Annotated in this window: 20 protein-coding genes; 7 read left to right on the top strand and 13 right to left on the bottom strand. The window is 73.5% G+C overall.

What is annotated here, in order from left to right:
- Window positions 1-25 precede the first annotated feature (25 nt).
- From EV383_RS04745 to EV383_RS04710, 8 genes are all read right to left on the bottom strand, one after another.
- Window positions 26-907, bottom strand: coding sequence for a helix-turn-helix transcriptional regulator (locus EV383_RS04745; protein WP_130288776.1), 882 nt, complete (start codon window positions 905-907; stop codon window positions 26-28).
- 206 nt (window positions 908-1,113) lie between these two features.
- Entirely contained in the window at window positions 1,114-1,584 is a 471-nt protein-coding gene (locus tag EV383_RS04740) for a (2Fe-2S)-binding protein (RefSeq protein WP_130288775.1), read from the bottom strand.
- A 37-nt stretch (window positions 1,585-1,621) separates the two neighbouring features.
- Window positions 1,622-3,985 carry a molybdopterin cofactor-binding domain-containing protein gene (locus EV383_RS04735; RefSeq protein ID WP_130288774.1) on the bottom strand — a complete coding sequence of 788 codons (2,364 nt, stop codon included), beginning with the start codon at window positions 3,983-3,985 and terminating at the stop codon, window positions 1,622-1,624.
- Window positions 3,986-4,295: 310 nt separating this feature from the next.
- Complete coding sequence (locus EV383_RS04730) at window positions 4,296-5,672, bottom strand: nitrate/nitrite transporter (protein WP_130288773.1); 1,377 nt, start codon at window positions 5,670-5,672, stop codon at window positions 4,296-4,298.
- 138 nt (window positions 5,673-5,810) lie between these two features.
- The gene (locus EV383_RS04725) at window positions 5,811-6,638 is read right to left on the bottom strand and encodes a TIGR02569 family protein (protein WP_130288772.1); all 828 of its coding nucleotides are present in this window, start codon (window positions 6,636-6,638) and stop codon (window positions 5,811-5,813) included.
- An 80-nt stretch (window positions 6,639-6,718) separates the two neighbouring features.
- Window positions 6,719-9,505 carry a hypothetical protein gene (locus tag EV383_RS04720; protein WP_130288771.1) on the bottom strand — a complete coding sequence of 929 codons (2,787 nt, stop codon included), beginning with the start codon at window positions 9,503-9,505 and terminating at the stop codon, window positions 6,719-6,721.
- Window positions 9,506-9,783: 278 nt separating this feature from the next.
- On the bottom strand, window positions 9,784-10,956 hold the full coding sequence (moeZ, locus tag EV383_RS04715; RefSeq protein WP_130288770.1) for an adenylyltransferase/sulfurtransferase MoeZ: 1,173 nt from the start codon (window positions 10,954-10,956) through the stop codon (window positions 9,784-9,786).
- 78 nt (window positions 10,957-11,034) lie between these two features.
- Complete coding sequence (locus tag EV383_RS04710; protein ID WP_130288769.1) at window positions 11,035-12,105, bottom strand: alpha/beta fold hydrolase; 1,071 nt, start codon at window positions 12,103-12,105, stop codon at window positions 11,035-11,037.
- A gap of 241 nt (window positions 12,106-12,346) precedes the next feature.
- Here EV383_RS04710 and EV383_RS04705 point away from each other — a divergent pair, with 241 nt between their 5' ends.
- From EV383_RS04705 to EV383_RS04695, 3 genes are all read left to right on the top strand, one after another.
- Window positions 12,347-13,336 (top strand): hypothetical protein, encoded by a 990-nt coding sequence (locus EV383_RS04705; RefSeq protein ID WP_130288768.1) that lies wholly within the window; start codon window positions 12,347-12,349, stop codon window positions 13,334-13,336.
- 2 nt (window positions 13,337-13,338) lie between these two features.
- Window positions 13,339-15,708, top strand: a complete 2,370-nt coding sequence (locus EV383_RS04700) for a heavy metal translocating P-type ATPase (protein ID WP_130288767.1) — start codon at window positions 13,339-13,341, stop codon at window positions 15,706-15,708.
- Between the two features lie 208 nt (window positions 15,709-15,916).
- Entirely contained in the window at window positions 15,917-16,558 is a 642-nt protein-coding gene (locus EV383_RS04695; RefSeq protein ID WP_130288766.1) for a TetR/AcrR family transcriptional regulator, read from the top strand.
- Window positions 16,559-16,648: 90 nt separating this feature from the next.
- Here EV383_RS04695 and EV383_RS04690 read toward each other — a convergent pair whose 3' ends face one another.
- The 3 genes from EV383_RS04690 to EV383_RS04680 are packed head-to-tail and all read right to left on the bottom strand — an operon-like array spanning window position 16,649 to window position 19,447.
- Window positions 16,649-17,569 carry an alpha/beta fold hydrolase gene (locus EV383_RS04690; RefSeq protein ID WP_130288765.1) on the bottom strand — a complete coding sequence of 307 codons (921 nt, stop codon included), beginning with the start codon at window positions 17,567-17,569 and terminating at the stop codon, window positions 16,649-16,651.
- Between the two features lie 29 nt (window positions 17,570-17,598).
- The gene (locus tag EV383_RS04685; protein WP_130288764.1) at window positions 17,599-18,522 is read right to left on the bottom strand and encodes an AurF N-oxygenase family protein; all 924 of its coding nucleotides are present in this window, start codon (window positions 18,520-18,522) and stop codon (window positions 17,599-17,601) included.
- A gap of 1 nt (window position 18,523) precedes the next feature.
- The gene (locus tag EV383_RS04680) at window positions 18,524-19,447 is read right to left on the bottom strand and encodes an SDR family NAD(P)-dependent oxidoreductase (RefSeq protein ID WP_130288763.1); all 924 of its coding nucleotides are present in this window, start codon (window positions 19,445-19,447) and stop codon (window positions 18,524-18,526) included.
- A 46-nt stretch (window positions 19,448-19,493) separates the two neighbouring features.
- Between EV383_RS04680 and EV383_RS04675 the strand changes: the two genes are divergently transcribed.
- Window positions 19,494-20,222 (top strand): TetR family transcriptional regulator, encoded by a 729-nt coding sequence (locus tag EV383_RS04675; RefSeq protein WP_242622894.1) that lies wholly within the window; start codon window positions 19,494-19,496, stop codon window positions 20,220-20,222.
- Window positions 20,215-20,562, top strand: a complete 348-nt coding sequence (locus EV383_RS04670) for a DUF4873 domain-containing protein (protein WP_130288762.1) — start codon at window positions 20,215-20,217, stop codon at window positions 20,560-20,562. Before EV383_RS04675 ends, EV383_RS04670 begins: the two co-directional genes overlap by 8 nt.
- Before the next feature lie 75 nt (window positions 20,563-20,637).
- Here the strand turns inward: EV383_RS04670 and EV383_RS04665 are convergent, their stop codons facing one another.
- Both EV383_RS04665 and EV383_RS04660 read right to left on the bottom strand, forming a co-directional pair.
- Complete coding sequence (locus tag EV383_RS04665; RefSeq protein WP_130288761.1) at window positions 20,638-20,865, bottom strand: DUF3107 domain-containing protein; 228 nt, start codon at window positions 20,863-20,865, stop codon at window positions 20,638-20,640.
- A gap of 104 nt (window positions 20,866-20,969) precedes the next feature.
- Entirely contained in the window at window positions 20,970-21,644 is a 675-nt protein-coding gene (locus EV383_RS04660) for a ferritin-like fold-containing protein (protein WP_130288760.1), read from the bottom strand.
- Between the two features lie 464 nt (window positions 21,645-22,108).
- On the opposite strand from EV383_RS04660, the gene EV383_RS04655 reads away from it, so the two are divergent.
- Together EV383_RS04655 and EV383_RS04650 are read left to right on the top strand one after the other, a co-directional pair.
- Window positions 22,109-23,848: a DEAD/DEAH box helicase gene (locus tag EV383_RS04655; RefSeq protein ID WP_130293883.1), complete on the top strand. Its 1,740-nt coding sequence runs from the start codon at window positions 22,109-22,111 to the stop codon at window positions 23,846-23,848.
- A gap of 23 nt (window positions 23,849-23,871) precedes the next feature.
- Entirely contained in the window at window positions 23,872-25,095 is a 1,224-nt protein-coding gene (locus EV383_RS04650) for an Rv3212 family protein (protein ID WP_130288759.1), read from the top strand.
- Window positions 25,096-25,099: the final 4 nt, after the last annotated feature.

The raw sequence follows: 25,099 nt of genomic DNA, 5'->3' as shown, positions 1-25,099 counted from the left end.
ACGGACGGGGTGGCTCCGGTCACCCCTACGGGACGAGCCCGAGCCTGCGCGAGCGCACCACCGCCTCGAACCGGGTGTGCACACCCAGCTTGCTCATCGCGCCCCGGAGGTAGGCCTTCGCCGTCTCCGGCTTGATGCACAGCCGGGCCGCCGTCTCGGCGTTCGTGCAGCCGAGCGCGACCTGTGAGATCACGTCGATCTCCCGGGGCGAGAGCGTGATCCCGTGGTCGGCGGCCTGCTCCGCCGTCGCCGTCCGGGTGCCGACGTCGGCCAGGCGCTGCGACACCTGCGAGACCCGCTCCGCCAGGCCCGTGTCCGGGATGAGCTGGGCGACGGCGCGCAGCTCGGCGTGCAACGAGCGGATCTCCTCCAGGTCGGCGACGTCGCGGACGTCGCCCGGCGACGCCGACGCGACGACCTCCGCCTCCCGCATCCGGCGTCCGACCTCGTCCCGGACCGTCAGCTCCATGCTCAGCCGGCGTCCGCAGGACACGAGCGCGGCCTTGCCCCGGTCGCCCAGGGTGACGTTCTCCCGGGTCGCGCCGTAGATCAGCGCGGCGGTCCGGCCGCGGACGACGAACGGTGCGGCGGCGACGGCCGAGAGGCCCTCGGCCGTGACCCACTCGTCGTAGTCGTGGGTGATCGAGTCCGCGGAGCGGTAGTCGTCGACGGCCGCGGGACGGCCCTCGGCGATGACCCGGCCGCCGAGGCCGGAGCCCGCCCGGATGCCGAGCCCGTGCAGGTGCGTGGTCCGGGTGCCCAGGAACTCGCTGAGCTCGGCGGTGGCGCCGTTGTCGACCAGTGCCCCGAACGCGATCGGGAGACCAGAGTCGGTCTGGACCGCGCGCAGTGCGGCGCGGAGTGCGGGCCGCGGGTCCACGCCCGCGTCCGTCGTCGACTTGCCCATCGGAACCGTCCTTGGTCCAGGGAGCGGGTGACGCAGCTCACCCGCGCCGCCGCGGGAGACGATAGCGCCCGACGGCGCGCCGGCTCCGATGAGGACACCCCGGAGCCGGCGCGCCTGCCGGTGACCCTCCGGCTCCCAACCCGACGGAGGACGTCACCGGCGACCCGCCCGCGGTCCCCGAAGGGAGGGACCGCGGGCGGAACACCTCACATGTTGTCGGCGCCGACCTTGATCGCCTCACGGATGCGGTTGTAGGTACCGCACCGGCAGATGTTGCGGATCTCGTCGAGCATCGAGTCGTCGATGTCGCGGCCCTCTTCCTGGCACTTCCGCACCAGCGCCACCGAAGCCATGATCTGGCCCGGCTGGCAGTAGCCGCACTGCGCGACGTCCTTCTCGATCCAGGCCTCCTGCATCGGGTGCAGGGTCTCGCCGTCGGCCAGGCCCTCGATCGTGGTGATCTCGTCGGAGTCTCCGATCGCGCCGACCGGCACCGAGCAGGGGTTGAACGCCTTGCCGTTGATGTGGCTGGTGCAGGCCTTGCAGACGTTGATGCCGCAGCCGTACTTCGGGCCGGTCACCTTGAGCAGGTCACGGATGACCCAGAGCAGCCGGACGTCGTCCTCGACGTCGACGGTGACGGTCTCGCCGTTGAGCTTGAAGGTCTGAGTGGGCATGAAGGCTCCTGAAAGGGTGTTCGCGTCGTGTCGGGGGTCAGGACGCGAAGTCGAGGCCGTCGGTGGGCGACGGCGGGACCGGCGGCACGGTCGGGTACGGCTCGAACGGCAGCGGGTCCTTGTGCAGGATCGGGAAGTACTCCGGCACCGTCCTGGTCGCCCGGGCGTAGGCACAGGCCACCGCGGCAGCGCTGGCGGCGACGCCGAACTCCCCCGCCCCACCCGGCTCGGGAGCCTCCGAGTCCTCGACGACGATGATGTTCATCTCGGGCGGGGTGTTCCACTGCCGGGTGTAGAAGTAGTTGTCCCAGCTCGCCTCGACGAAGTGGCCGTCGTCGAGGTGCATGCCGGCGGTCAGCGCGATCGCGATGCCGTCGTTGATGCCGCCCATCATCTGCGCCTCGTAGCCGCGCGGGTTGATCACCAGGCCGGGGTCGACGACGTAGGTCACCTTGGTGACGCGCGGTCCGGTGCGGGCCTGGCGGATCTGCCGGTTCATCGTCTCCGGGCGGCAGTCGATCTCGACGACGGCCACCGCCACGCCCTTGTACTCGATGTGTGTCGCGATGCCCTGGGCGGTGCCGGGCTCCATCGACTTGCCCCAGCCGGCCTCCTCGGCCGCCCGGTCGAGTGCCTTCTTCCAGCGGGTCTGCTTGATGCACTCCGACCGGAACTCGTACGGGTCGCGGCCCATCTTCTCCGCGATCCGGTCGACCATCAGCTCGCGGGCGACGCAGACGTCGGGCGAGTAGACGTTGCGCGTCGCCTGGGTGTTGAAGCGCATGTCCACTTCGTTCAGGAACCGCGTGTTGGCCCCGAAGTTGTACGGCGTGAGCTGGGTCAGCTCGAAGATCGCCTCGGAGACGCCGAGGTTGCCCAGCGGGGCCTTGGCGGCGGCGGCGCTGATCGGCTCGCCGAGGCCGGGGTTGTTCTCGGCCGCGACGCTGGTGTGGCGGAGCTCGAAGCTGAGCACCGTGTCACCGCTGACCTGCGCGCGGACCCGGGAGGTGCACATCGGGTGCGTGCGGCCCTGGCGGGAGTCGTCGGCCCGGGTCCACATGAGCTTGACCGGCTTGCCGACCTTCTGCGAGACGACGGCGGCCTCGAGCGCGGCGTCGAAGAACAGCTTGCGGCCGAACGACCCGCCGCCCTCGATGACGTAGAACGTGACCGCGTTCTGCGGGATCCCCAGCGCCTTCGCGATCTCGTTCTGGGCGACGATCGGGTTCTTGGCCGGGCCCCAGATCTCGGCGCGCCCGTCGCGCACGTCGGCGACGGCGCCGTTGGGCTCCAGCGAGGAACCGCTGCGGAAGTAGAAGACGAACTCGCCCTCGATCGTCTCGCCGACACCCTGCGGCACGGCCAGCGGCAGCTCGCCCTGGCGCACCTTCGCCAGGATCGAGTCGTCGTTCTCGCCTTCGACGGTGCCGCCGTCCCAGGACACCTTCAGCGCGTTGACCGCGTCGATGCACTGGCCGAACGTCTCGGCGCGCACGGCGTACCCGGTCTCGACCTCGACGACGTCGGTGACGCCGGGCATGGACCGGACCTCGTCGAGGTTCTCGACGCCGGTCGGGGCGCTGTTCAGGCCCGGGCCACGGCAGATCACGGTCGGCAGCGCGTCCGGGATCTGCAGGTCGATCGCGAACTGCTTCGCGCCGGTGACCATGGCCCGCGCGTCGGACTTCGTCCGGGACTTGCCGATGACGGTGAAGTCCTTGTTCTCCTTGAGCACCACCTCGGCCGCCGTCGTGACCGGCGCGGCCGCCTTCGTGGTCAGCTCGCCGAAGGGCAGCGCCTCACCGTTCTGCCCGATGATCGCCCCGGCCCGGCTGGTCAGCACCGACTTCTCCTGGCCCAGCTGGGCCGCGGCGGCGTCGAGCAGCGCGCCCTTGGCGAGGGCGGCGGCCACCCGGATCGGGGTGTACATGCAGAAGATCGTCGCCGAGCCGCCGGTCAGCTGATTGACGACGAGCTCCGGTCGCGCGTCGGCGAGGGTGACGATCACCTGGTCCGGGTCGAGGTCCATCTCCTCGGCGATGATCATCTGCGCCGCGGTCATGATGCCCTGGCCGTTGTCCGAGCGGGGGATCGCGAACGACACGGTGCCGTCGGTGTTCACCTCGACCCGGATCAGGTTCGCGGTCGGGCGCATGGCGTCGCGCAGCGCGTCGAGCAGGTCGTAGAACTCGGGGGTCTGCGGCGACGAGGGCAGCGCCGACGCGGACGCGGTCGGAGTGCCGACACCGTCGAACAGGGTCTGGCGTCCCATTTCCGCCGCCACGACGAGCGTGGGCGCGGCGATCAGGTAGCCGAGGAACTTCCTGCGGCTGACGCCGCTGCGGGGCTCGTCGCCACTGCGGACGTCGAGCGTGGTGGTGGGCGCGCGGTGAGCGGGCATCGTTGTCCTCTCGAAGGGCTCCCGGCCGGGCCCCGAGGGGGAGCGTGACCCTGACCGGAAGTGCTTGGACCGGCCAACGACGCCCTGAGTGGACGGTGACGCGCCAAACCTCCGAAGCAGGACCAATCGGCCTACGGCACTACTCCGTACGGATGATGATCGACCTGCGGATCTGAGGCCCGCCTTATCAGTGGATCAGCAACCGGAAGGCCCATCGGCCCGCAGCTGCGGAGATCGCCATCGTTGTGAGACCACCCACATCCGGGGGTGGCCGGCCGACGCCGCCACCCCCGGGTCGCGGGGTCACCGTTCAGACGCGCGCGAGCGCCACGTCCCCCCGGTCCGCCCCGGCGCGCTCGGGGCGCAGGTAGACGGCCCAGGTCACGACGAGACAGACCACGTAGAACGCGAGGAAGCTCCAGAACGCCGGCGCGCCGGTCTTCGCGACCATGAAGGACTCGCGGAACGCGAGGTTGATGAACAGGCCGCCCAGCGCACCGACCGCGCCGACGATGCCGATCACGGCGCCGGAGACCCGTCGCGCCATCGCCTTCTCGGCCTCCTCGTCGGCGCCGTTCGCGATGTTCGCCCGGGCCCGGCTCGTGAAGATCGCCGGGATCATCTTGTAGGTCGAGCCGTTGCCGATGCCGGTCAGCGTGAACAGTAGGACGAACCCGACGGTGAAGACCAGCAGGGAGTCCGCGCCCGACGCCGCGATGATGATCCCGGTCGCCACGGCCATCGCCGCGAAGTTCCACAGCGTGACCCTGGCTCCGCCGTAGGAGTCGGCCAGTCGCCCGCCCAGCGGGCGGATCAGGGAGCCGATCAGCGGGCCGATGAAGGTGACGGCCGCGGCCTGCAGCGGGGTCCGGCCGAACTGGTTCTGCAGCACCAGGCCGAACGCGAACGAGTACCCGATGAACGAGCCGAACGTCCCGATGTAGAGGAACGACATGATCCAGGTCTGGCGGTCCTTGCACGCCTCGGCGAACGCCCCGGTGTCGTTGCGCACCGCTCCGATGTTGTCCATCCGCATCCAGGCCAGCACGGCCGAGACGACGATGAACGGCAGGTAGATCGCGATCAGCAGGCGCGGCGAGCCCGCCCCCGCGGTCGCGATGACCAGCAGCCCGAGCAGTTGCACCACCGGCACGCCGAGGTTGCCACCGCCGGCGTTGAGCCCCAGCGCCCAGCCCTTCAGCCGCTCCGGGAAGAACGAGTTGATGTTCGTCATCGACGAGGCGAAGTTGCCGCCACCGACGCCGGCGACCGCGGCCACGACGATCAGCGTCGTGTACGAGACGCCCGGCTCCATCACGATCATCGTGAGGATCGCCGGGACGAGCAGCAGCGAGGCGCTGACGATGGTCCAGTTCCGGCCGCCGAAGCGGGCGACCGCGAACGTGTAGGGCAGCCGCAGCACGGCGCCGACCAGCGTCGGGACGGCGACGAGGAAGAACTTCTGCGCCGCGGTGAAGCCGTAGTCGGGGCCCATGAACAGCACCAGGACCGACCACAGGGTCCAGATCGAGAACCCGATGTGCTCGGAGAAGATCGACTGCCAGAGGTTCCGGTTCGCGATCCTCTTCCCGGTCCGCTCCCAGAAGTCGGTGTCCTCGGGCTCCCAGTGGTCGATCCAGCGGCCGCCGAGCCGCCGGCTCTCGGGTTCCGGGGTGGTTGCGGTCACGAAGGGGCTCCCTAGGAAAGGCGTCGATCAGGTACGCCGAACCGTAGGAAGTCCCGGTTGCCCGGATGTGGCCCCGCGTGACGTCGCGGAAAACCCTCTCTCACACACCGTTCATCCGGGTGTGAGAAGCGGTGCGCATCACAGACGCGTGCTGACCAGCCCCGCGACCCGTTCCAGGCCACCCAGCGACGCCGCCGTGGCGTCCGGGTGCTGGGCGTGCAGGGCCAGGCGGTGCAGGACCGCCCGCAGCAGCGCCTGCGGCCACTCGGGCAGCTCCGACCAGCGGTCCATCAGCGCGTCGTCGGCCCCGCCCCAGGCGATCGCGTCGACGACGACGACCGCGGCCGCCCACTCCGCCGGACGCCAGAACGGCACCAGGTCGAGCACCGCGGGCACCCCGGACCGGTCGAAGAGCATCGCGCCGAACAGCTCGCCGTGCACGACCTGCGGGGTGAGCCGGATCGGGCGGCGGTGCGCGGCGAGGTCGGCGAACAGCTCGCCGCCGGTCAGCGGGTCGAGGTCGAGGCGGACCTCGCCGAACGCGGCGGCCGCCGAGCGGGACAGCAGGTCGTCGCGGTCGTCGAGCAGGCGCGGGCGCAGCACCGTCGCAGTGGCGGCGTGCAGGCGCAGGGAGGCGGCGACGACGTCGTCGTGGCGGGGCTCGGACGTGCCCGCGAGGTGACGCGACGCCGCCCAGCCGGCGACGACCCAGCGGCCGTCGCTGGAGCGCACCGGGCGGGCCAGCCGGACGCCGTCGACCTCGAGGTTCTCCAGCACCGTGGCCGACCACGCGGCCACGACGTTGTCCGAGACCGGGCGCAGGAGGACGTCACCGCAGTGCCAGGCGCGTTGACCGGCCCACACGACGGGCCGTGGGACGGTCTCGCGCACCCCGAAGGCGACGCGGACGTGCTCGGGCAGGGCGCTCGCGGTCGGTGCGGGCGCGAGCGGGCGGACTGCTGTCACGGGCCGGACCGTACCCGTGCCCGACCCGGGGGCACAGGTGCCACGCGGGACGGGCGCCGATCTCCACCGGCCGTACCGGATCAGGCGTCGCCGCCGGACGCGTACTCCTCGTACGAGCTCCCGGACGACCCGCTGTCGCCCGAACCCTTCTCCGACCCTCCGTCGGAGGACCCCCCGGAGGAGTCCGACGAGCCGCTTCCGGAGTCGCCCGAACCGCCGTCGGAGCTGCTCGAGCCGCTTCCGGAGCCGCGCTCGCCGGAACCGCCGCCACTCGACGCCCCGGACTCCGAACCGCCGTCGCCCGACGAGCTCGACTCCGAACCGCCGTCGCCGGACGAGCTCTCCGAGCTGCCGCTCCCGGAACCACCACCCTCGGAACCGTCGCTCCCGGAACCGCCGCTCCGGGAGCCGCTGCCGGACCCGCTACCTCCGGAACCACCACCCTCGGAGCTGCTGCCCTCGGAGCTGCCGCCCTTCGAGCTGCTGCCCCCGGAGCCGCCGCCCTTCGAGCCGCCGCCCTCGGAGCTGCCGCCACTCGAGCCGCTGCCCTCGCTGCTCCTGCTCCCGGAGCCGCTGCTCGTCGTAGCACCCGCCCCGGACGAGCCGCCCGACCCGCTCTCGCTGGAGCTGCCGCCACTCGCGCCGCCGGAGCCGGACGACGCACCACCCGAGCGCGACTCCGCCGAGCCGCCCGAGCCGCCCGAGGAGGAACCGCCTTGCTCGGCCGAGCGGTTCGCCATCTCCTCGGCGATCTGGCGGTCGGCCTCCTGCAGGACGGGCCGGGCGGCCTCGGCGCCCATCGCCGCCTCGACGTACGGCCCGGCGACCGCGCTGGCCAGACCGGTGCCGGCGGGGGCCGGCGGAGTGGTCCCGGATGTGCCCCAGCCACCCTCCCGGCCGCCGTTCCCCTGGCCGACGATCTTCCGGGGTGCGACGGGCGCGGCCTTCTCCGGCGCCGTCTCCGTCGGCGTCGACCGGTCCTTCGGGGTCGCCCGGTCCTCCTTCGGGGAGGTCTCGGCCTTCGGGGTGTCGGCGTCCTTCTCGCCGGAGCGGTCACCGCCCTTGCCGCCGAGGATCGGGGCGTCCTTCAGCAGCCCGCCGCCGGAGTCGGACGCCTCCTTCTTCTCGCGGCCCTGACCGGCGCCGTCCTTGCCGCCGGTGCTCCTGCCCGCGTCGCCCCTGCCTGCCGTGTTCTTGCCTGCGTCGCCCCTGCCTGCCGTGTTCTTGCCTGCGTCGTCCTTGCCTGCGTCGTCCTTGCCTGCGTCGTCCTTGCCTGCGTCGTCCTTGCCTGCGTCGTCCCTGTCGCCCTTGCCGGTCAGGCCGTCGACGGCACCGCCGACCGCCCCGGCCGTCTGCCCGACGACGCCCTTCGGACCACCGGCGTCGGCGGGCGCGACGGTGTCGGCCGGCTTGTCGCCCGCCTTGTCCCCTGCCTTGTCCCCTGCCTTGTCCCCTGCCTTGTCCCCCGCCTCGCCGTCCTTCGGTGCGTCCTGGGCCCGCGTGCCGGCCCCGTCGTCCTTGCGGCCGCCGCCCGTGAGCTTCTTGACCCCGTCCGACGCGCCCTGGACCGCACCGCCGAGGACCTCCGCCGGCCCGGACCTCTTCTTCTCGCCCGCCCCGTCGCCGGAGGGCTTCGACCCGGCCGCGGCGCCACCGGCCTTCGCCCCGTCGCCGGCCTTCGCCGCCCCGTCGCCGGCCTTCGCCGCGCCGTCGCCGGGCTTCGCGTCACCGGCCCCGGGTGCGGCGTTCTCGGTGCTGCGCGGCGCGGTCTCGTCGCGGGGACCACGCGGGTCGGGCGGGCCGCTCGTGGTGACCCGGCCGGACTCCCGGTCGCCGCTGTTGTCCCGGCCACCGGCGAGCACCTCGGGACGCGACGGCACCGGGGACGGCGTGGGCGAGCCGGGCTGCTCGCCCCGGGCCAGCGCGAGCACGTCGCCGGAGACCTTCTCGGTCTCCTCCGGCGCGCCCGGCAGGGCCGATCGTCGGGCCTGCGCGACGCCGTCGTCGAGCGTGCGCAGCTCCTCACGCTTGGCCTCGCGCTGGCGTGCCCGCATGTCGCGCTGCTCGTCGAGAGCGGCGATCGCGGCCGCCTGGTCGGCGCTGCGCTGACCCGGCGGCGGCAGCTCGGCCACCACCTCGTCGAGCTGGGCGAGCTGCTGGTCGGCGAGGGAGAGCTCGTCGCCCGCCCGCTGCAGCGACCGGTACGCGTCGAGCTGCGAGGTCAGCGTCGCCTTCTGCTGCTGCAGGACGGCCCGGCGCTGCTCGAGGCGGCGGACCGGGATCGGCTGCGTCGCCACCGCGCGACTCGGGTCGGCCTGCACCTCCTTCCAGGCCTTCTCGGTGCGGCTGATCGTGTCGAGCTGCTCGTCCAGCGCGGTCAGCGCGACGCGCGCCTGGCCCTCCCACTCCTGGGCCGTGAGCTCGCGGGGTGCCGCCGTCGGGGTGGGCTCGGAGTCGGAGCCCGCGCTGAGCGCGTAGCCACCGGCCAGGACGGCGGTCGCACCGATGATCGCCAGGGTCCGGCGGTGCCGCAGCAGGTTGCGCGGCGCCGACAGCGCGGCGGACACCGGACGGCGGCCCGGCCGTGTACCTGCGGACGGCCGGGCCGCGACGACCGGCGCGACCGTCACCGCACGCGCGGGCCGCGACGTGGGCTCGGGCTCCGGTGCGGGCTCGCGCAGCCAGGGCAGCGTCTCGGCGAGCCTGCGGTCCCCGTCGGACTGCGCGGCGGCCCGCCGGGCGTGCCGGGCGGCGGCGCGGTGCGCGGCGGTGCAGTACCGGCGCTCCGGACGTCCGGGCACGATCTCGATCAACTCGTCGCAACCCGGTAGTGCGCACTCCCGTACCGATGCCGTGCCCTGGTCCACCGCAGCCCTCCGCCCCTGAGCTCTCCCACGGCGGAGCGACCACGTCCCGGATCGCCGGGCGCGCTGCAACTGCCACCGATTCGCCACACCCTTGTCGCGGTAATCGGTGCCAACGTTTCGCCATGCGGCGCAGTTACAACGACGAACGGAACTGTTTCACCTGATCAGAGTAATCGGTATCCACACTGCGCGACGAAACTGATCAAGTACCGCACGGACGGCGACGGCCGCCGCCCCGCGGGAAGGGGACGACGGCCGTCGACGGTGGTGGGTCGGGATCAGTACGTGGGCAGCGAGGGGTCCACCTGCTTGGCCCAGGACAGGACGCCGCCGCCGACGTGCACGGCGTCGTTGAAGCCGGCCTTGTGCAGCGCGGCCAGCACCTCGGCCGAGCGTCCGCCGGACTTGCAGTGCAGCACGACCGGCTTGTCCTGCGGGATCTCCGAGAGCGCCGCGCCGGACAGGATCCGGTCCTTCGGGATGAGTGTCGAGCCGGGGATGCTGACGATCTCGTACTCGTTCTGCTCCCGGACGTCGATCAGGGCGAAGTCCTTGCCCGCGTCCATCATCGCCTTGAGCTCCTTGGCGGTGATGGTGCTGCCCGCGGCCGCGGCCTGGGCGTCGTCGGAGACCGTGCCGCAGAAGGCCTCGTAGTCGATCAGCTCGGTGATCTTCGGGGTCTCCGGGTCCTTGCGGATCCGCACCTGCCGGTAGGTCATCTCCAGCGCGTCGTAGATCACCAGACGACCCAGCAGCGGCTCGCCGATGCCGACGATCAGCTTGATCGCCTCGTTCACCATGATCGAGCCGATGGACGCGCAGAGCACGCCCAGCACGCCGCCCTCGGCGCAGGAGGGGACCATCCCGGGCGGCGGCGGCTCGGGGTAGAGGTCGCGGTAGTTGAGGCCCTGCCCGTTCGGGGCGTCCTCCCAGAACACCGAGGCCTGGCCCTCGAAACGGAAGATCGAGCCCCAGACGTAGGGCTTGCCGAGCAGCACCGCGGCGTCGTTGACGAGGTACCGGGTGGCGAAGTTGTCCGTGCCGTCCAGGATCAGGTCGTAGTCGCGGAAGATGTCGAGGACGTTCTCCGACGTCAGCCGCTCGTTGTGCAGCCGGACCTCGACGTTGGGGTTCGTCTCCTTGATCGAGTCGCGCGCCGACTCGGCCTTGGGCCGGTCGATGTCGGACTGACCGTGGATGATCTGACGCTGCAGGTTCGACTCGTCGACCACGTCGAACTCGACGATGCCCAGCGTGCCCACACCGGCCGCGGCCAGGTAGAGCAGCGCGGGGGATCCGAGACCGCCCGCGCCCACGACCAGGACCTTGGCGTTCTTGAGCCGCTTCTGCCCGTCCATCCCGACGTCGGGGATGATCAGGTGACGGCTGTAGCGGCCGACCTCGTCCTTGGTCAGCTCGGCGGCCGGCTCCACCAGCGGCGGTAGCGCCATTGTTCAACTCCTCGCAGAATCCGTGCGGTCGCCGGGACCTCGGGTCCCGGTCGGCTCTCCCCTGCTGGAACGCGGGGCTCAGCCGCAATCTTCCCGCACGGCGCCGCTCGACCAACGACCCTGCTCCTGGGCGTCCCACGCACCGGCCGTCGCGCGCGCCACGAGCTCGGGGACCTCCATCTGCGCGACGTGCCCGACGCCCGGGATCAGGAGCAGCCGCGCGTCCGGCAGCGTGGTCACGGTCCGCCGTGCCAGCCGCGCGGTCACGATCCGGTCCTGCTCGCCCCAGATCACCATCGTCGGCACCCGGGTGCGGGCGGCGCGCGTCCACGCCTCGCGCCCGGCCCAGAGGCCGAGCAGTCCCAGCGTCGCACCGTCGGAGGCCTCGGCCGCCCACGGCAGCGTGGCGCGGTGCGTGGCCTCGGCGACCAGCTCGTCCAGGCGCCGGGCGGACCCGCGGGCCGGGTCGGCGAAGCAGAGGTTGACGACCTTCTCCGCCCGCGAGCGCAGCGGCTCCTCGGCGAGCGCGCGGCGGGCCGAGCGTCCCAGGCCGGGGACCATGGCCAGCGCCATCCGCGGGTCGGACAGGCGGCGCGGGTCCGGGCGGCGGTCCGGCATCGCGGGCGAGACCAGCGTCAGCGAGCGCACCAGCTCCGGGCGGCGCGCCGCGACCGTCATCGAGATGAGCCCGCCCAGGGAGTTGCCCACCAGGTGCACCGGGCGGCCCCGACCGGCGATCCAGCAGAGCAGGGCGTCGGCCATCGCGTCCGGGGTGTACTCGCGCAGCGCGGTCGGCTCGGAGAGCCCGAACCCCGGCAGGTCGACGGCCGTCCCGGTGACCCGCGGCGAGAGCATGCCCGCCAGGTCCGTCCAGTTCGTCGACGAGCCCGCGAGCCCGTGCACGTAGACGGCCTCCGGCAGGTCCGGGGAGGCCCCCGGCGTCTCCCGCACGTGCAGCGCCACCCCGCCGGAGACGACCGTGCGTCCCGGCCACGGCGCCTGCATCGGGTCGATCCGGCCGAGCGTGGCCTCGTCGGCCAGGTCGGCCTCGTCGGGGCGCACCCCGGCGAGACCGTCGGGACGGGCGCCGGCGAGACCGTCGCCATGGGTGGCGGGACGGTGAACGACCGGTGTCGAGCGGAAGGCCATCCGACCATGATGACGTGTCCGGCACCCGTCCGTGGAGGCCGGGTGATCGATTCCTCACCTCCCGGACGGGTCCGGATGGGATACCCCCCTATAGTATGTCGATACACCCGATCGGGTCGCGGCCTATCCGGCGCGGCGATCGGGCGTTGTACCGGGAGTGGGAACCGGTGCGACGGACCGGACCCCGGCGGTCCGCTCGAGCGGACGGCACCGGGGCAGGCGGGAACGGGACGGAGGAACGATGGCGGGCACGGCGGCCAGGCTGGGCGGCTTCGCGATCGCGATCGCGGTGGTGTTCGCCGGCGGTTCCGCACTGGGCGGTGCCGTCGGCCCGACCCCCACGCGCACCGTCGCCGACGTCGGCGGCTCGGGCAGCGGAGCGATCGGGGGCACCGACCCGAACCACGCCGGCGACCACTCCTCGGGCGACCACTCCTCGGGTGGCCCCGCCCTCGACGCCACCGCACCCGGCAGCGCCCCCGCCGCCGCTCCGGCCGACCCCGAGGCCGCGACCATGGGCCTGAGCTCGACCCGGGCCGGCTACTCCCTCGTCCCGACCGTCACCTCGCTGCCCTGGCAGGAGCCCACCGAGGTCGCGTTCACGATCACCGGCTCGGACGGCGCGCCGGTCCAGCGGTTCGTCGGCGCCCCCGGGGAGCAGATGGACGCGGCCGTCGTCCGCCGCGACGACGCCGGCTACACCCGGCTGCGCGCCACCCTCGGGCCCGACGGCGTGTGGCGGGCCCCGGTGACGTTCCCCGGCGCCGGCGTCTGGCGCCTCTACGCCGGGTTCGACCCGATCGGCGGCCCGGCGCAGATGGACCTGGGCACGGACCTGTTCGTGTCCGGGCCGTTCGGGCCGTTCTCGTTCACCGGCGAGCAGCGTTCGGTGCAGGTCGGCGACTACCAGGTCCGTCTCGACGGCGGTCTGCTGGCGGGCGGCGAGTCGCGCGTGTTCGCGACCGTGAGCCGCGACGGCGTCCCGGTCACCGACCTGGAGCCGGCGCAGGGCTCGTTCGGCTCGATGGTCGCGGTCCGCCAGGGCGACCTCGCGCGGTTCCCGCTGCGCCCGGAGGTCACCGGCGCGGCACCGGACGCGCGGTCCGGACCGGGGGTGGCCTTCGTCGCCGACATCCCGTCGACCGGAAGCTACCGGCTGTTCCTGACGTTCACCCATGACGGCACCGAGCACGCCTGCGAGTTCACCGTCGGCACACCAGCAGGGAGTTGATCATGAGCACGGTCACCCCGGAGCGTCCGGAGGCCGACCTGCAGCGCGTCGAGCTGCTGATCGGCGGCATGACGTGTGCGTCGTGCGCGAACCGCGTCGAACGCAAGCTGAACAAGCTCGACGGCGTTGCGGCGACGGTCAACTACGCCACCGAGAAGGCCGAGGTCCACTACCCGGACGCGCTCGGCACCGACGACCTCGTCGCGGCCGTGCAGGCCGCCGGCTACCGGGCCGAGCTGCCCCCGCCGCCCCCGTCGTCGGCCGACGAGCCCGCCGACCCCGTCCCGGACCGCGCCGAGATCCACGTGCAGGACCTGAAGCAGCGCGTGGTGGTCTGCGCGCTGCTGGCCGTGCCGGTGGTCGTGCTGTCGATGGTCCCGGCGCTGCAGTTCACCTACTGGCAGTGGATCTGCCTGACGCTGACCGCGCCGGTCGTCGTCTGGGGCGCGTGGCCGATCCACCGGGCCGCCGCCACGACCCTGCGCCACGGCTCGGCGAGCATGGACACCCTCGTCTCGCTGGGAACGCTGGCCGCGCTGGCCTGGTCGCTCTACGCGCTGTTGCTGGGCACCGCCGGGACGCCCGGGATGACCCACCCGTTCAGCCTCACCGCGTCCGGGATGGACGGCTCCGGGCAGATCTACCTGGAGGTCGCGGCCGGGGTGACGCTGTTCATCCTGCTCGGCCGCTACGCCGAGGCCCGCTCCAAGCGCCGGGCCGGGGCCGCGCTGCGCGCTCTGATGGAGCTCGGCGCCAAGGACGTGTCGGTCCTCGACGGGAACGACCGCGAGGAGCGCGTGCCGGTCGACCGCCTCGCCGTCGGCGACCGGTTCGTGGTGCGCCCCGGCGAGAAGGTGGCCACCGACGGCGTCGTCGTCTCCGGCACCTCGGCGCTGGACGTGTCGATGCTGACCGGCGAGTCGGTACCCGTCGAGGTCGGCGAGGGCTCCCCCGTCACCGGCGGCTGCGTCAACGCCGGCGGCCGGCTGGTGGTCCGCGCGACCCGGATCGGCGCGGACACCCGGCTGGCCCGGATGGCGCAGCGGGTGGAGCAGGCCCAGAACGGCAAGGCCGCGGTGCAGCGCTTGGCCGACCGGGTCTCCGGCGTGTTCGTGCCGATCGTGATCGTGATCGCGGCCGGGACCCTGGGGTTCTGGCTGGGCTCCGGCGCGCCGGCGGCGCAGGCGTTCACCGCCGCCGTCGCCGTGCTGATCATCGCCTGCCCGTGCGCGCTGGGCCTGGCCACGCCGACCGCGCTGCTCGTCGGCACCGGGCGCGGCGCCCAGCTCGGGATCCTGATCAAGGGCCCCGAGGTGCTGGAGTCCACGAAGGCGATCGACACCGTCGTGCTGGACAAGACCGGCACGATCACCCGCGGCGAGCTGTCGCTGGTGTCGGTGCACACGGGCTACGGCCAGGACGAGACCGAGGCGCTGCGGATCGCCGGGGCCGTCGAGAACGGCTCCGAGCACCCGGTCGGTCGCGCGATCGCCGCGGCCGCGCGCGAGCGCACCGGTGAGGACCTGCCCGGCGTCGCCCAGTTCGAGAACCGCCCCGGCCTGGGCGTGGCCGGCATCGTCTCCGAGCTGCGCGAGGCCGGGCCGGTGACCGACCCGGTCGAGCCGGTGCCGACCGCGGCCCGGGAGGACACCGTCGTCACGCACGCGGTGCTCGTCGGGCGTCCGGCGCTGCTGGCCGAGCACGACGTCGAGATCCCGGAGGGGCTGCGCGCGGCCCAGGCCGAGGCCGAGGAGGCCGGGCACACCGCCGTCGTCGTCGCGTGGGACGGGCACGCCCGCGCGGTGCTCGCCGTCGCCGACACCGTCAAGGAGACCAGCGCCGAGGCGATCCGCGGGCTGCGCGACCTGGGCCTGACGCCGGTGCTGCTGACCGGCGACAACGCCGCCGTCGCCCGCACCGTCGCCGCCGAGGTCGGGATCGACCCGGGCCCGGACACCGTGATCGCCGAGGTGCTCCCCGAGGACAAGGTCGCCGCGGTGGAGCGGCTGCAGGCGCAGGGACGGGTGGTCGCGATGGTCGGCGACGGCGTGAACGACGCCGCGGCGCTGGCCACCGCCGACCTCGGGCTCTCCATGGGCACCGGCACCGACGTCGCGATCGAGGCCGGTGACCTGACGCTGGTGCGCGGGGACCTGCGCGCCGCCGTCGACGCGATCCGGCTCTCCCGGCGCACCCTGGCCGTGATCCGCGGCAACCTGTTCTGGGCGTTCGCCTACAACGTCGCCGCGCTGCCGCTGGCCGCCGCCGGGCTGCTGAACCCGATGATCGCCGGTGCGGCGATGGCGTTCAGCTCGGTGTTCGTGGTGACCAACAGCCTGCGGTTGCGCCGCTTCCGCAGCACCGTCGGCTGACGGCCGCACTCACCGGCCGCGGTCGGTGACGCCGACCACCACCACGCCCGCGTCCCGCGGGGCCCGTCCGGGCGACGCGCGCGGCCACACGGCGTTAGGAATCGGGGCCTACCGACGAGTAGGGTGCGGGGACACCCGGCCCGGTGATCGTGGCCCGGCGTTGTTCGGTGCAGTCTCCGGCTGCAGTGTTCTTCTGAAGGGCGGCGCGATGACCGGAACCTCCACGCCTCGCGGCGCACGGCTCTCCCGCGGCGCACGGCGGGCCCAGCTTCTGCTGGCGGCACGCGACGTGTTCGCCGACCAGGGCTACCACGCCGCCGCGATGGACGACATCGCCGAACGGGCGGGCGTCAGCAAGCCGGTGCTCTACCAGCACTTCCCCGGCAAGCTGGAGCTCTACCAGGCGCTGCTGACGACCTACGCCGAGGAGCTCGTCGAGCGGGTCTCCGTGGCGATCGAGAAGACCTCGGACAACCGCGCGCGGGTGAACGCCGCCGTCGCGGCCTACTTCGACTTCGTGGCCGGCGAGGGCAAGGCCTACCGGCTCGTGTTCGAGTCCGACCTGCGCGGCGACCCGGAGGCCGCCTCGCTGGTGGAGAACGCGCTGACCCGGTGCATCGACACGATCGCCGACGCCGTCACCGACGACGCCGGGCTGGACCGCGACCGCGCACGGCTCCTCGCCGTCGGGCTGGTCGGGCTCAGCCAGGTCGGGGCCCAGTACTGGCTCGACTCCGACCAGCGCGTCCCGCGCGACGAGGCCGTCGCGCTGATGTCGTCGCTGGCGTGGCGCGGGATAGCGGGCTTCCCGCGGATCACCGGGATCCAGGCCGACGAGCAGTCCGCCTGACCCATCCGCACGACCCCGCGCTCCGGCGGGCGGCCCGGTCGTCGCGGGAGTCCGGCGACGACCGGACCGTCCGGTCCGGGTGGGGAACGTCTACAGGGCGTCCGCCGGGCGCTCCGACGGCGCCGCGGCCGCCTGCCGGGCCAGTGCCGCGATCCGGGTGGCCACACCGCCGACCCGCTCCACCGGCAGCATGTGCCCGGCGTCGGGGAAGATCGTCATCGACGATCGCGGCAGGTGCTGCCGGATCCGGTGGGTCAGCCGGGGCGGGGTCAGCCGGTCCCGGGACCCGACCATCACCTCGACCGGCATGTCCGCGAACGCGGCCAGCGCGGCGTCGCGCTCGTGCGTGGTCAGGGTGGGTGTGAACCCGGAGACCGTGGTCGGGCGGCACCCGGCGATCGACTCGCACGTCAGGCGCAGGGCCTGCGGGCCGGGACGGCGGCCGAGCAGCATCGCCCGCATCCCCGGGCGCATCAGCAGGGGGTGACTGGTCAGCTCGCGGCGCTCGGTCCAGCGCGGGCTCGACTCGACCCGCTGTTTGCCGGCCAGGAACGCCTGCGCCGGGCGCCCGTGCAGGCCCAGCGTCGCCGCACCGCCGAGGCCGCCGCTCGCCGTCGCCACCAGGGCGACGCCGCGGACCCGCTCGGCGATCAGCTCGGGGTGGCGCTGCGCCAGCGTCATCACCGTCATACCGCCCATCGAGTGCCCGGCCAGCACCAGCGGCCCGGACGGGGCGGCCTGCGCGATCACCTCGGCCAGGTCGTCGGCGAGCTGCTCGAGCGTCATCGACGAGGACGGCGTGTCGTCCGAGCGACCGTGCGCGCGGTGGTCGTAGCGGACCACCCGCGGCAGGTTCCCGTGCCCGCTCACCAGCCGGTCCGACACCGGAGCCCAGCACCGCTCGTCGAGCGTCCAGCCGTGCGCCAGCACCACCGTCACCGGGGCGGAGACCGGGCCGGACTCCCGTACGTGGAGCCCGGTCCCGTCGCGGGTGACGATCCGTCGTGTCATGCGTGTTCTCCGTGCTCCGATCAAGGGGCTCAGATCAGGTGCGCGCGCCGCCAGAGAATCTCCGTCGGCCCGCCCATGATCTTCTGCTCGCGCAGGAACGGCACCAGCTTGCGGGCCGTCCAGCGCTTCATCTCCTGGTGGTGCGGGTTGTTCCGGGCCGCCTTGGCGCCGACCTTCGGGTCGATCCCGACGCTGCGGTAGACCTCGGGGTGGATCAGGTTCGCCGCGACGACGGTGGCGATCCGCGCCGTGAGGTAGTTGCCGATCGCGCGCTGCACGCGTCCGGTCCTCGGCATGATGCGCTGCAGCTCCTCGCGGGCGTAGCGGACGTGCCGGGCCTCCTCCGTCACGTGGATCTTGTTGATCATCCGCGACAGCGGCTGGACGCGCTCGTCGCGCATCCCCTCGCGCTGGAGCTGGTCCAGGATCTCCTCGACGAACAGCGTCCCGGCGAACATGGCCGGGCCGTAGCCGACCGTCTTGAACAGCCGGCCCAGGTTGTGGGTCAGCGCCTTCGGCGCGTAGTCCGGGACGCCGTAGCGCTCGGTGGCCTTGGCGAACATCATCGAGTGCCGGCACTCGTCGGCGATCTCGACCAGCGCGTACTGGATGTGCGCACGGCGCGGATCGCGGTCGTAGGCGTAGCGCAGCAGCATCTGCATCAGGATCATCTCGAACCAGAGACCGATCCGGGCGACGCTGCAGAACTCGTGGATGGTCAGCGTGACCCGCTGCTCCTCGGTGAGGTTCTCCCAGAGTTCGGTCCCGTAGAGCGAGCAGCGCTCCGGGACGATGCCGTACTTGCCCTCGACGAGCGGGGCGTCCCAGTCGATGTCGATCGAGGGGTCGTAGGACTTGTCCACCGACGAGCGCAACAGCCGCTCGGCCGTGGCCTCCCGGTCGCCGAGGCGCGCCTTGCTACCGGTCTTCTCGGTCGTGGTGGGGGCGCTCATGTCAGGCACTCCTGTCGGCGGCGCCGACGGCGGTGCCGGCGTCCCTGCTGGTCGGCGTGGTCGAAACGGGGGCGGTCGCGGCGGGGACGGTCCGGCCGGTGAGGCGGCGGACCAGGTCGGCGGCGGCCGGGGCGGAGTCGAAGTGCCCGGAACGGGCCTTCGCACGCAGCTGCCGCACCACCGCGGCACCGACGACGCCGGGCAGGTGCTTGCCGGCCCACAGCTCGAGACCGCCGAGGCGGGTCCCGGCGGTGTCGCGTGGCGGCCTGGCGCTGGTCAGCGCGCCGACCACGGTGCCGACGATGTCGTCGACCTCCTCGCGACGGACCTGACCCTCCAGCGCCAGGCCGACGGCGTGGCCCTCGTCGTGGATCGGGGTGCGGACGTAGCCGGGGTACACCGTCGAGACGGCGACCTCGGTGCCGTACTCCAGGCGCAGCGCGTCGGCGTAGGCGGTCATCCCGCGCTTGGCGACGCTGTAGGCGGAGACGAACGGCAGCGTCAGGTAGGCCAGCTCGCTGGCGACGAACACGACGCGGCCCTTGCCCCCGCGCGCGTCCTTGCCCGCCAGCAGGGTGGGCAGCGCGGCCGCGGTGACCCGCCAGGCGCCGAGCAGGTTGACGTCGATGACGCGCATCGCGTCCGGGTTCAGCGGGCCGCCCGCGTCGTTCGGGGTACCGATCCCGGCGTAGTGCACGACGGCGTCGAGGCCCCCGAGACGGGAGACGGCCTCGTCGACGGCGGTGGTGACGGCCGCGTCGTCGGTGATGTCGCAGGCGATCACGTGCGGACCGGCGGCGCGGTCCAGACCGATCACGTGCGCGCCCAGCTCACGCAGCCGCGCGGCCGTCGGCTCGCCGAATCCACCGGCGGCACCGGTGATCAGGACCCGGCTCCCGGGACCGATCCGATGTGCACCCGACACGTCAGCCTCCTTGCTGTTACCGGCGGTAACTGTTACCACTGGTAACGTGCCTCAGGACAGCAGGGATGTCAAGCCGGACCGCCAGGACGCGCGGGACCGTCGCCGGGCCGAGCGGCGGGCCGAGATGGTCGCCGCCGCGATGGACGCGGTGCGCGAGCACGGGCCCGGGGTGTCGATCGCCCAGATCGCGGCCGCGGCCGGCATCACCAAGCCGGTCCTCTACCGCCACTTCGACGACCGCGCGGACCTGCAGCGCGCCGTCGGCACCGCGTCCGCGGAGATCCTGATGAGCCGGATCTGGCCGACCCTGGCGATCGAGGCGGAGCCGGTCGAGCACGTCGTGGCCATCATCGACGCGTTCCTCGCCGGGATCGAGGACGAGCCGCAGCTGTGGCGCTTCGTCGTGCACAACCCGGCCGAGCCGGCGGCCGGGGCGGAGATCGTCGACGACGTCCGCAGCCAAATCGCCGCCCTGCTCGCGACGATCATCGGCGAGCGCCTGCGCGCGGAGGGCCGCGACTCCGGCGGCGCCGAGGCCTGGGCCTACGGCCTGGTCGGGATGGTCCAGTCGGCCGGGGACTGGTGGCTCGACCGCCGCACGATGAGCCGCGACGCGCTCACCAACTACCTCACGACGCTGATCTGGGGCGGGATCGCCAGCGTGGCCGGCATCGACTCCCCCACCGCCGCCGCCGACGTCCTGCGCCTGGTCCCGGACCCGGTGCCCGGACCCGTCACCCCGGAGAAGACCGAGAAGGAGGCCACCGATGGCTGAGCGGACCGCGACCGCCCCGGTCACCGAGCACGACGACGAGGAGGGCTACACCGGCCCGGCCACGGTCGTCCTGGACGGCGAGGAGGTCCCCGTGCAGGTCCGCCTGGAGTGCCGGCACGAGCCGTTCGACGGACGGGTCCACTGGTCCGGCCGGGTCCTGGTGAACGCGCGGCTGACCGAGCTGGTCGGGAACGGCGGCGCGGACGTGGAGCTGCGGACCGGTGCGCACTCCGCGCCGGGCAGGCTCTCCGAGCCGGACATGTGGGACCGGTACCGGGTCACCGGCGTCGGGCACCCGCCGTTCGCCCTGGACGAACCGCCGGAACCCGAGACGGACTGAGCCCCGGCACGCGCGGACACGACGACGGCCCGGTCACCACGTGGTGACCGGGCCGTCGTACTGCCGTGGGGTGGCTCAGCCGCCGAGGCCGAAACCGACCTTGCGCTCGTCGGTGCCGATCTCGACGTACGAGATCCGCGCGACGGGGACGACGAAACGGTTGCCCTGGTCGTCGGTCATGTCCAGCAGACCGGTGTCCGACTTGAGCGCACCGCTGACCTGCTCGACGACCTCGTCCGGCGACCGGTCGCTGGACACCACGAGCTCCCGCGGGCTCTCCGCGATGCCGATCTTGACCTTCACCGGTGGACCTCCTGAAACACACTGCTGGATGCCTGTCGACCGCCAGGCTAGTCCAGTCGGGGCGATCTCGACGGTCACCCCGGTTCGCCGTGGGCGAACCGGAGTCAGGACAGGCCGAGCCGCGACATCCGCTTGCCGTGGTTGGCCTGCACCTTCTTGATCAGGTTCGCGATGCCGCCGAGGTCGCCCGAGCCGCGGACGATGAACTCGGCCAGCTCGTCGCGCTCGGCCACGATGCGCTGGGCCTGGGTGACCGCCTCGCCGAGCAGCCGCCGCCCCCAGAGGGCGAGGCGGTCGCGCTGCTGCGGGTTGACCGCGCACGCGGCCTGCACCTCGCGTTCGGCGAACGCGCTGTGGCCGGTGTCGGCCAGCACCTGCTGCACCAGCTCGCCGGTCCCGGGGTCCACCCAGCCGGCCACCTCGCGGTAGAAGTCCGCGCCGAGACCGTCGCCGAGATAGGCCTTGACCAGGGACTCCAGCCAGCTCCGCGGCGCGATCGAGGCGTGGTAGGAGTCCCACAGCGCGACGAAGGGCGCCATCGCCTCGGACACCGCGACCCCGGTCCGGGCCAGGTGGTCCTCGATCAGGCGGAAGTGCCCGATCTCCGCCGCGGCCATGGCCGAGAGCTGCGCGCGACCGGCCAGGGTGGGCGCGGCGCGGGCGTCCTCGGCCAGCCGATCGAACGCGGAGAGCTCGCCGTAGGCCAGCACCCCGAGCAGGTCGACCATCGCGCGGGCCGGACCGCCGGCGTCGGCCCCGGCACCGGCATCCGTCCTCATGGCCGCCACCCTAGACGTCCGCGGGCGCTCCGCATCCGGACGCGGCCCGCGCCCGCCCGGCGCCCGCGGACGGGCCGCCGGTCCCCCGCGTGTCGCACCGTGCGGGCAGGTCGGAGGGGGTCGCCGCGGGTGGGCCCGGACACCGTCGTCCCCGGCCGGGGCCCCGGCGGGTACCATGCAGGTGCACGCCACACCCAGCCGGGAGCGACGTGCCCACCGCGCGGGACCGGGTAACGGGTCGAGCAGTGCTCCGAGCACTGGGACTCACCGCCCCGCACACGACCTGGTGCGCGCAGCGCCTCGGCGGCTCTCCCACATGAGGCCTCACGGCCCGCGTGGTCGACGAGCCCGCCACCGGCTCCTGTGCGCGGAGAGAGGCGATCACCCTGTCCGCCCCGAACGACACCCCCGAAGACTCCTCACCCGGGATCGACCCCGGGTTCGAGGACACCGGCATCCCCGCGATGATCCGCGACGAGCCCACCGAGGCCCCGGCCGACGAGAAGCTCCCGCCGACGTTCGCCGAGCTCGGCGTCCGTCCCGAGATCGTCTCCGCACTCGCCGAGAACGACATCGTCCGCACGTTCGCGATCCAGGAGCTGACGCTCCCGCTGGCCCTGGCCGGCGAGGACTGCATCGGCCAGGCGCGGACCGGCACCGGCAAGACGCTGGGCTTCGGCGTCCCGATGCTGCAGCGCCTCACCCCGCCCGGTGAGCGCCCCGCCGCCACCGCCGAGGGCGAGGCCGCGGACCGCACCAAGGACGTCCCCCAGGCCCTCGTCGTCGTCCCGACCCGCGAGCTGTGCGTGCAGGTCGCCCGCGACATCGCCGCCGCGGGCAAGAACCTCGGCGTGCGCGTCGTGGCGATCTACGGCGGCCGTGCCTACGAGCCGCAGCTCGAGGCCCTGCGCAAGGGCGTCGACATCGTCGTCGGGACGCCGGGCCGGCTGCTCGACCTCGCCGAGCAGCGCCACCTGGTGCTGGGCCGGGTCAACGCCCTGGTCCTCGACGAAGCCGACGAGATGCTGGACCTGGGCTTCCTGCCCGACGTCGAGCGGATCCTGCGCATGCTCCCCGAGGAGCGGCACACGATGTTGTTCTCGGCCACCATGCCGGGGCCGATCGTGGCGCTCTCGCGGCGCTTCCTGAACCGCCCGACCCACATCCGCGCCGAGGAGTCCGACCAGGGCTCCATCCACGAGCGCACCCGCCAGCTGGTCTACCGGGCGCACGCGATGGACAAGGTCGAGCTGGTCACGCGCGTCCTGCAGGCCAAGGACCGCGGCCTGACGATGGTCTTCGCCCGCACCAAGCGGACCGTCCAGCGCGTCGCCGACGACCTGGCCGAGCGCGGTTTCGCCGCCGCGGCCGTGCACGGCGACCTGGGCCAGGGTGCCCGTGAGCAGGCGCTGCGCGCGTTCCGCGCGGAGAAGGTCGACGTGCTCGTCGCGACCGACGTCGCGGCCCGCGGCATCGACGTCACCGGCGTCACGCACGTCCTGAACTACCAGTGCCCCGAGGACGCCAAGACCTACATCCACCGGATCGGCCGCACCGGCCGCGCCGGGCGCGAGGGCGTCGCGGTCACGCTCGTCGACTGGGACGAGATGCCCCGCTGGAAGATGATCAGCGACGAGCTCTCGCTCGGCATCGACGAGCCGGTGGAGACCTACTCCACCTCCGACCACCTGTTCTCCGACCTGGAGATCCCGGCCAAGGCGAGCGGCCGGCTGCCGGTGGCGAACCGGACCCGCGCCGGCCTCGAGGCCGAGTACATCGACTCCGAGGGCGACCACGGCAGCAAGCGCCGCGACCGCGACAGCGGCGGCCGCGGTACCGGTGGACGTGGCGGTGCCGGCGGTCGCAGCGGGGACGGCGAGGGTGACGGCGAGAGCCGCCGTCCGCGTCGCAACCGCTCACGGTCGCGCACCCGTGGCGGCGTCTCGGTCGAGGCCGGGGCCTCCCCGTCGGCCGGCGGTTCGAACGAGGTGTCGGCCGGGTCGGGCGAGGGCTCCCCGGCCGCGTCGAACGGCGACTCCGGCCCGTCCTCCGACGGCGGCCAGGGCTCCGAGGGCGGTGCGGCCAAGCCGCGTCGCCGTCGTCGTCGCGGGCGTCGTTCCGGCGGCGCACAGGGCGAGGGCACTCCGGGCGGTGGCCCGGGTGGCAGCGGCTCCGACGGCGACGCCGACGCCGCGGCCAGCTGACCGGACGGTCCTCCCGCTCCCCCGTGCTGCGGTCCCGCCTTCCCGCACCCGAACGACGTCACCGCGGCGACCATCTGGTCGCCGCGGTGCTCGTCGTGTTGCTGGCCGGGGTCGCGATCCTCTACGCGGTGCAGAGCCCGGCGGCGAACACCGAGTCGGTGACCGCCGCGGCGCCCGCCGTCGCCCCGGCGCCGGCCGGAGCCGTGCCGGACGGGTTCACCGAGCTGTGGCGCGCTCCGAGCCCGGCCACCCCGGCCCCGATCGCGGCCGGTGACGGCGTCGTCGTGGCCGGTGGCTCGACGGTCTCCGGCCGCGACGCCCGGACCGGGCAGGAACGCTGGAGCTACACCCGCGACCTTCCGTTGTGCACGGTCGCGTCGGCGTTCGGCCGGGTGCTCGCCGACTACCGCAACGACGAGTACTGCAGCGAGCTCACCGCACTGAACCCGTCCACCGGCGCACGCGGACCCGCCCGCACCCTCGACGTCCGTCCCGGGACCCGCCTGATCGGTGACGGCCCGCTGCTGGCCACCGGGCCGGACTACCTGGAGACGATGCGCTCGGACCTGGTCCGGACCACCGAGTACGGCAACGTGCGCGCGCTCGAGGAGCCGGGCGACCAGCCGAGGACCGGGTGCACCTACTCCTCGTTCGCCGCCGGTGGGGGCCGGGTCGCGGTGGCCGAGGACTGCCCGTCGGACGCCTCGCAGCGCCTCACCGTCCTGCGCCCGGACTCGGCCAAGGGCGACCAGCCCGCGGCGGACTCGTCCGCCGAGCTGGGCGTGCGCGGCGCACAGGTGGTCGCCGTCGTCGCCGACCGGGTCGCGGTGCTGCTGCCCGGCGAGCCGCGGCTGCTGCTCCTGGACCGCTCCGGCAGCCGGATCGGGGAGTTCCCGCTGGCCGTCGGGTCACCGGTGTTCACCCCCACCGACGGCGTCGCCCGGGTGACCCGCGACGACGGCGACCTCTACTGGTGGACCGGCGCCGCGACGGTCGCGCTCGACCGCACGACGCTCGAACCGCTCTGGACGCTGCGCGGCACCCTCGGCCCGGGCGTCCCCTACGGCGACCGGCTGCTGGTCCCGGTCCCGGGCGGGCTCGCCGACGTCGACCCCGCCACCGGGGCCTCCCGCGCCACCGTCCCCGTGGACCGGGCGGGCTGGACCGGGGCGGTACAGGTCTCCGCCCAGGGATCGGTGCTGGTGGAGCTGCGCGGTCAGGACGTCGTCGCGCTCGGGCCGCGCTGACCCG

Source organism: Pseudonocardia sediminis (genome assembly GCF_004217185.1).
GTDB classification, from domain to species: Bacteria; Actinomycetota; Actinomycetes; order Mycobacteriales; family Pseudonocardiaceae; genus Pseudonocardia; species Pseudonocardia sediminis.
This window is presented reverse-complemented; position numbering and strand designations above follow the sequence as displayed.